Source organism: Pluralibacter sp. (assembly GCF_019237635.1).
Lineage (GTDB): Bacteria > Pseudomonadota > Gammaproteobacteria > Enterobacterales > Enterobacteriaceae > Enterobacter_B.
Map to the genome: position 1 here is coordinate 78,444 of NZ_JAFAGS010000149.1, position 6,392 is coordinate 84,835.

Annotated in this window: 6 protein-coding genes and 1 pseudogene; 1 reads left to right on the forward strand and 6 read right to left on the reverse strand. The window is 55.9% G+C overall.

Features of this window, described 5'->3' with window-relative positions; genetic code table 11:
* Nucleotides 1-8: 8 nt before the first annotated feature.
* The 6 genes and pseudogenes from ltaE to aqpZ form a co-directional block, all read right to left on the reverse strand.
* Nucleotides 9-1,010 (reverse strand): low-specificity L-threonine aldolase, encoded by a 1,002-nt coding sequence (gene ltaE, locus JO226_RS17430; protein ID WP_293607019.1) that lies wholly within the window; start codon nucleotides 1,008-1,010, stop codon nucleotides 9-11.
* A gap of 37 nt (nucleotides 1,011-1,047) precedes the next feature.
* A pseudogene (locus JO226_RS17435) lies at nucleotides 1,048-1,149 on the reverse strand (pyruvate dehydrogenase); the annotation flags it as partial.
* A gap of 180 nt (nucleotides 1,150-1,329) precedes the next feature.
* Nucleotides 1,330-2,298, reverse strand: coding sequence for an NADH oxidoreductase (hcr, locus tag JO226_RS17440; RefSeq protein WP_293607020.1), 969 nt, complete (start codon nucleotides 2,296-2,298; stop codon nucleotides 1,330-1,332).
* Nucleotides 2,299-2,308: 10 nt separating this feature from the next.
* Nucleotides 2,309-3,961, reverse strand: coding sequence for a hydroxylamine reductase (gene hcp / locus JO226_RS17445; protein ID WP_293607021.1), 1,653 nt, complete (start codon nucleotides 3,959-3,961; stop codon nucleotides 2,309-2,311).
* A gap of 143 nt (nucleotides 3,962-4,104) precedes the next feature.
* The gene (locus tag JO226_RS17450; protein ID WP_293607022.1) at nucleotides 4,105-5,004 is read right to left on the reverse strand and encodes a lysine exporter LysO family protein; all 900 of its coding nucleotides are present in this window, start codon (nucleotides 5,002-5,004) and stop codon (nucleotides 4,105-4,107) included.
* Nucleotides 5,005-5,133: 129 nt separating this feature from the next.
* The gene (gene aqpZ / locus JO226_RS17455) at nucleotides 5,134-5,829 is read right to left on the reverse strand and encodes an aquaporin Z (protein ID WP_293607023.1); all 696 of its coding nucleotides are present in this window, start codon (nucleotides 5,827-5,829) and stop codon (nucleotides 5,134-5,136) included.
* 404 nt (nucleotides 5,830-6,233) lie between these two features.
* Here aqpZ and JO226_RS17460 point away from each other — a divergent pair.
* On the forward strand, nucleotides 6,234-6,392 hold a 159-nt coding region (locus JO226_RS17460), incomplete at its 3' end, for a DUF2813 domain-containing protein (RefSeq protein ID WP_293607028.1).

Consider the following 6,392-nt stretch of genomic DNA (forward strand, 5'->3'; position numbering starts at 1 on the left):
TGAACTCCTTAGCGCTGCAAAAAAGCCTGCCAGTAACGGACGACGTCAGCCAGCTGTTCGCGGTTAACGTCCAGATGCGTGACCAGACGAACGACAGGCGACGCGTTGATCAGCACGCCGCGCTCGTGCAGGTAGTCACCCAGCGCCGCCGCGTGGCTATCGCCGACGCGCACGAACAGCATATTGGTGTCATGGCGCATAACGTCAGCGCCGATGGCTGTCAGCTGTTCCGCCATCCATGCGGCGTTATCGTGGTCTTCCTGCAGGCGCTGTACGTTGTTTTTGAGCGCATACAGACCCGCTGCCGCAAGAATACCGGCCTGGCGCATACCGCCGCCGGTCATTTTACGCCAGCGGGTGGCGCGTTTGATGTAGTCCGCAGAGCCGACCAGCAGTGAACCTACCGGCGTACCTAATCCTTTGGACAAGCAGATGGTGAACGAGTCGCAGTACCGGGTGATGTCTTTCAGCTCGCAGCCGCAGGCAACGACGGCGTTAAAAATGCGCGCGCCGTCAACATGCAGCGCCAGATTGTGTTCGCGGGTAAATTCCCACGCCGCTTGCAGGTAGTCGCGCGGCAGTACTTTGCCATTATGGGTGTTTTCCAGGCTCAGCAATTTTGTGCGCGCGAAGTGGACATCGTCCGGTTTGATTTTGGCGGCCACTTTGTCGAGCGGCAGGGAGCCGTCAGCGGCGGCATCAATCGGCTGCGGCTGAATGCTACCGAGCACCGCAGCGCCGCCCGCCTCATACAGGTAGTTATGCGCGCCCTGGCCAACGATATACTCTTCGCCGCGTTCGCAGTGGCTGAGCAATGCCACCAGGTTCGCCTGGGTGCCGGTAGGCAGGAAGAGGGCGGCTTCTTTACCGCTGAGTTCTGCGGCATAGCGCTGAAGTTCATTCACGGTCGGGTCATCCCCGTACACATCGTCTCCGACCGGCGCGGCCATCATCTGTTCCAGCATGGCACGACCCGGACGGGTTACGGTATCACTACGTAAGTCGATCACAGTATTTCCTTTTTCGCATCAGGGGTATGCCTCCTTTTTACCTGAGCCAGTTGGTTTTCGCCAGTTGGATTACGTCATCGCCGCGTCCGCTGATGATCGCGCGCAGCATATACAGGCTGAAACCTTTGGCCTGCTCCAGCGTTTTGGCAATATAGGCAGCAACGGTTTGCTTCATGGTTGTCCATCACCTTCTTGTGATATCGCTTACAAGCTTAGATGAAACGATTCGTTGTGCCTGGTCTTTACGCGGATGTCAGCGTGGGGGAAATGAAAAAGGCCAGCGTCACGCTGGCCTTGAATGTGGTAATGGGGCTGCCTGCTACGCCAGCACCAGGTCCCCCTGCGGATGGCATGAACAGGCCAGAACGTAACCGTCGGCGATTTCCGCCTCGCTCAGCGTCATCATGCTGCTGACGCTGTATTCGCCGGAGACCACGCGGGTTTTACAGCTGCCGCAGACACCCGCGCGGCAGGCGGCGTTAACTGGCACCTTATTGCTTTCCAGCGCCTCCAGCAGCGTGGCGCCGACCCGACCATAAAACGCCCGGGCGGGCTGCAGCTTGGTAAATTTCAGCCCGCTGGCGGCGGCTTCGGCAACCGGGGTAAAGAACTGCTCTTTAAAGAAGCGGGTCACGCCCAGCGCCTTGACGTCCTGTTCGACGATATCCATATACGGCGCCGGGCCGCAGGTCATCACTGTGCGTGAGGCGATATCCGGCACGCGTTGCAGCAGTTCGCGGGTCAGACGACCGGCGATAAAGCCGTGAGTGGCGTTGTTTTCCGCCACCAGCGTTACCGGGTAGTCGTGCCAAACGTCTGCAAAAATCACATCCTGCGGCGAACGGACGCTGAAAATAACCTGCACGTCGGCCTGTGGGCGATACTTCGCCAGCCAGCGGCGCATGGACATAATCGGCGTCACGCCGCATCCCGCCGCCAGCAACAGCAGCTTATCGTCCGGCTTGTCGTCGCAGGTGAACTCCCCCTGCGCATCCGACAGCCACAGATAGTCGCCGCGTTTGACGTCGCGGGTCAGCCAGCGGGAGCCAGCGCCGTCGTTCAGGCGACGAATGGTCAGCGTAATGTACTCGCTGATCCCCGGCGTGGACGAGAGGGTATAGGCCCGCAGCGTGTCGGCTGAATTACGAATACTCACCAGCGCATACTGCCCTGCACGGTACGGGTAGTAATCGTGACACAGCAGCGACAGCGTCCAGACATCCGGCGTTTCCTGCCGGATGTGGTGAACCTGCATACGCCACGGACACTGTGGAGTGGGCATGGTCATGACGGTCTCCTTACGCGCTCAGCAACTGCTGCATGTCTTGCTCAACGCTGGTGATTGAGCGCAAACCAAATTTCTCATTCAGCACCGCCAGCAGGTCCGGCGTCAGGAAACCTGGGGCCGTCGGCCCGGTGACGATGTTCTTCACGCCCAGCGACAGCAGCGTCAGCAGAATAACGATAGCCTTCTGCTCGAACCATGAGAGCACCAGCGACAGTGGCAGGTCATTCACGCCGCAGCCCAGTTTTTCCGCCAGGGTGACGGCGAGGATAATCGCGGAGTAGGCGTCGTTGCACTGACCGGCGTCAACCAGGCGCGGCAGACCTTCGATGCTGCCGAAGTCCAGTTTGTTGAAGCGATATTTGCCGCAGGCCAGCGTCATGATCAGACAGTCATCCGGCACGCTGGTGGCAAAGTCGGTGAAGTAGGAACGCTCGCCGCGATCGCCGTCGCAACCGCCGACGAGGAAGATGTGGCGCAATTTTTCGCGGCTGACCAGATCGATGAGGGTGTCAGCGGCGCCCAGCAGGGTCTGACGGCCAAAGCCGACGGTGATCAGGTGCTCGATTTCGCTGTACGGGAAGCCCGCCATCTGCTGCGCCTGTTGGATAACCGGCGTGAAATCGTCGCCTTCCAGATGGTTCACGCCCGGCCAGCCGACGATGCTGCGCGTCCAGATACGGTTGTCGTACTGACCGACGGTGGGGTCGATGATGCAGTTTGAGGTCATCACAACCGGCCCCGGGAAGCGGGCGAACTCGACCTGCTGGTTTTGCCAGCCGCTGCCGTAGTTGCCGACCAGGTGCTTAAACTTACGCAGTTCAGGGTAGCCGTGGGCGGGCAGCATTTCGCCGTGGGTATAGACGTTAACGCCGGTGCTTTCGGTCTGTTGCAGCAGGTTGTAGAGATCTTTCAGGTCATGACCGGAAATCAGAATGCATTTCCCTTCGGTCGCCTTCACGTTGACCTGACTCGGTGTAGGGTGACCGTAGGTGGTGGTCTCGCCAGCGTCCAGGATGCTCATCACCTTGAAGTTCATCTGGCCGATGTCCATCGCGCATTCCAGCAGCGCGTTCATGTCAGAAGGCCAGGTGCCGAGCCATGCCATGATGGTGTGATACTGGGCGTAGATAGCGTTGTCGTACTGTCCCAGGACGTGGGCGTGTTCCATATAGGCCGCCGCCCCTTTCAGGCCGTACAGGCACAGCAGGCGCAGGCCGAGAATATTTTCGCCAATATCGAGCTTATCTTTATTCGGGGTAAAGGCGGCGGCCTGGCGCTGCAGTTCGCCGAGATCGTCGCTCACCAGTTGCAGACCTGCCATCGGGTTATCTACGGCGGCACTGGCGTCGATAGCGCAGCACTGCGCTTTCAGCGCCTCGCGCATCTTAATGGCTTCACGGGCGTAACCCACAATGCGCGGAGAATCGAAGTTGACGTTGGTCAGCGTGGAGAAAAATGCGCGCGGGGCGAAGTTGTCGATGTCGTGGTTGATGATGCCGTATTCACGCGCTTTTACCGCCCAGGCGGACAGCCCTTGCAACGCGGCGATCAGCAGATCCTGTAAGTCTGATGTCTGCGCCGTTTTACCGCACATACCTTGCGCGTATGCACAGCCATTACCAGCCGGAGTACGAATTGTTTGTTCACATTGCACACAGAACATAGTCACACCCTTTAAAGTTATATTTGATATACATGTTTTAGGGTAGGCTTGTGCAACGAGGCTGAAAAGGAATTTGTGATACAACTTAAAGGGATATTGATATAGCGCAATTTTGGCGGTAGTTGCCTACCGCCAAAGAGGGATCAGGCTGAGAAGAACGCCATCAGCAGCGGTACGAGCAGGCTAAGAATAAAGCCGTGAACAATGGCCGCAGGGACGATCTCCAGCCCGCCGGAACGTTGCAGCACCGGGAGGGTGAAGTCCATGGAGGTGGCGCCGCAGAGGCCAAGCGCAGTGGAGCGGCTACGCTGGACCATGCCTGGAATCAGCATGATAGCAATCAGCTCGCGCGCCAGATCGTTAAAGAAGGCGGCGCTGCCGATAACCGGGCCAAACGATTCGGTCAGCAGAATCCCCGATAGCGAATACCAGCCAAAACCGGAAGCCATCGCCAGCGCGGTTTTTAACGGCAGGTCAAGAATAAAGGCGTTAATCACGCCGCCTATCATTGAACTGGCGACCACCATCACTGCGACAATCATTCCCCGACGGTTAAGCACGATCTGCTTTAAGGTCATGCCGTTATTACGTAACTGAATACCGACAAGGAACAGCAGGAAAATAAGCGTATATTCGCTGGCTTCTGTTGCGTGCTGTAAAAAAGAGAAACCCGTTAACCCCAGCGCGACGCCTGCAACCACTACACCGCACAATTTTAAAGATTCCAGCGCCATCGCAATTCGTGAGGGTAATTTCTCCTGCCGGTGCTGATGACGCCAGGGAAGAGAACGTTCAAGCCACAACAGCGCCGCAATATTACACAGCAGAATAACCACAATACTAACGACGGAATAATGCAAAATAGCCAACAGGCTATTCGCCAGATTATCCAGAAACGCCAGGCTTATCCCCATAAAGAAGAGAATGATGTAAACAATCCAGCTCAGCAACTGGTTAATCAGTTTTAAGGCTGCCGTCTGATGCAGCGGAATCAGGTATCCCACCACCAGCGGTATAAGAATGATCAATAATCCCGAAAACATGAACAGCGCGCACCCTGTGAGTAAAAATAGCGCAGATGACACTACTCAATTCATGCGGCGCAGTAAACAGGAAAATAAAAAACGCCCGGCAGATTTTCATCGCCGGGCGTTGTGTCGTAGCAAAAAAGGTTAGCTACGTTTTTCCAGCAGTGTACGGTACAGCACGCCGCCGAGGATTCCGCCGATAATCGGCATCACCCAGAACAACCACAGCTGCTGTAGCGCCCAGCCGCCCTGGAAGATAGCGACCGCGGTGCTGCGCGCCGGGTTTACGGAGGTGTTGGTGACCGGAATACTGATCAGGTGAATCAGGGTCAGCGCCAGGCCAATGGCGATAGGCGCAAAGCCCACCGGGGCATTTTTATCCGTCGCGCCGTGGATAACCAACAGGAAGCCGCAGGTCAGGACGATTTCGATAACAATAGCGGAAAGCATTGAATAGCCGCCCGGAGAGTGTTCGCCATAACCGTTTGAAGCGAAACCGCTGGCCGCAGCGTCAAAACCGGTTTTACCGCTGGCAATCACGTACAGCACCGCAGCGGCGATAATCCCGCCAACGACCTGAGCGATAATATAGCCAATAACCTCTTTCGTCGGGAAACGACCACCAGCCCACAGACCTAATGTGACCGCCGGGTTAAAGTGACCACCGGAAATATGACCGACGGCGAATGCCATGGCCAGTACGGTTAAACCAAATGCCAGCGCAACGCCTGCGAAACCAATTCCCAACTGCGGAAACGCTGCCGCCAGGACGGCGCTACCGCAACCCCCAAATACCAGCCAGAATGTACCAAAGGATTCCGCTGCCAGTTTTCTGAACATAACCACCTCAAAAAAATAACGGTGACGGTATTCCCGCACCGGATCTTATTTATCGCCACAAAGGGATGACGACACAATTAATACGACCGTTATTTTAAGAACGAAACACATCCCTTTACCAGTTAATTTGCACAAATAAATTTATGTTAAGGTTTTTTGCCATTATTCCTTGTGCAGAATGGGGGGATATCAGTATAGAGTAATTTGGTATAATCAAAGATCCGCGATCCGTTCGAATTAATAACAATTAAGTTGATAAACTACTAGCAGACTTATTTTTTATGCGCTGTCGTTCTGTCCGGAAATTTTTTGCAATAACATTATATTAATGCAGGTGTCATCCAGGAAGTGACCCCGCTATACTGCTGTTAACGAAAGGGAATATTTTGACGGACGGAGGGCGTATGCTTCTCGAGAGAGTGGAAATAGTCGGGTTTCGCGGAATCAACCGGATGTCGTTGATGCTGGAGCAGAACAATGTCCTGATAGGGGAGAACGCCTGGGGTAAGTCCAGTCTGCTGGACGCGCTGACGCTGCTGCTGTCGCCGGAGCCCGATCTTTAT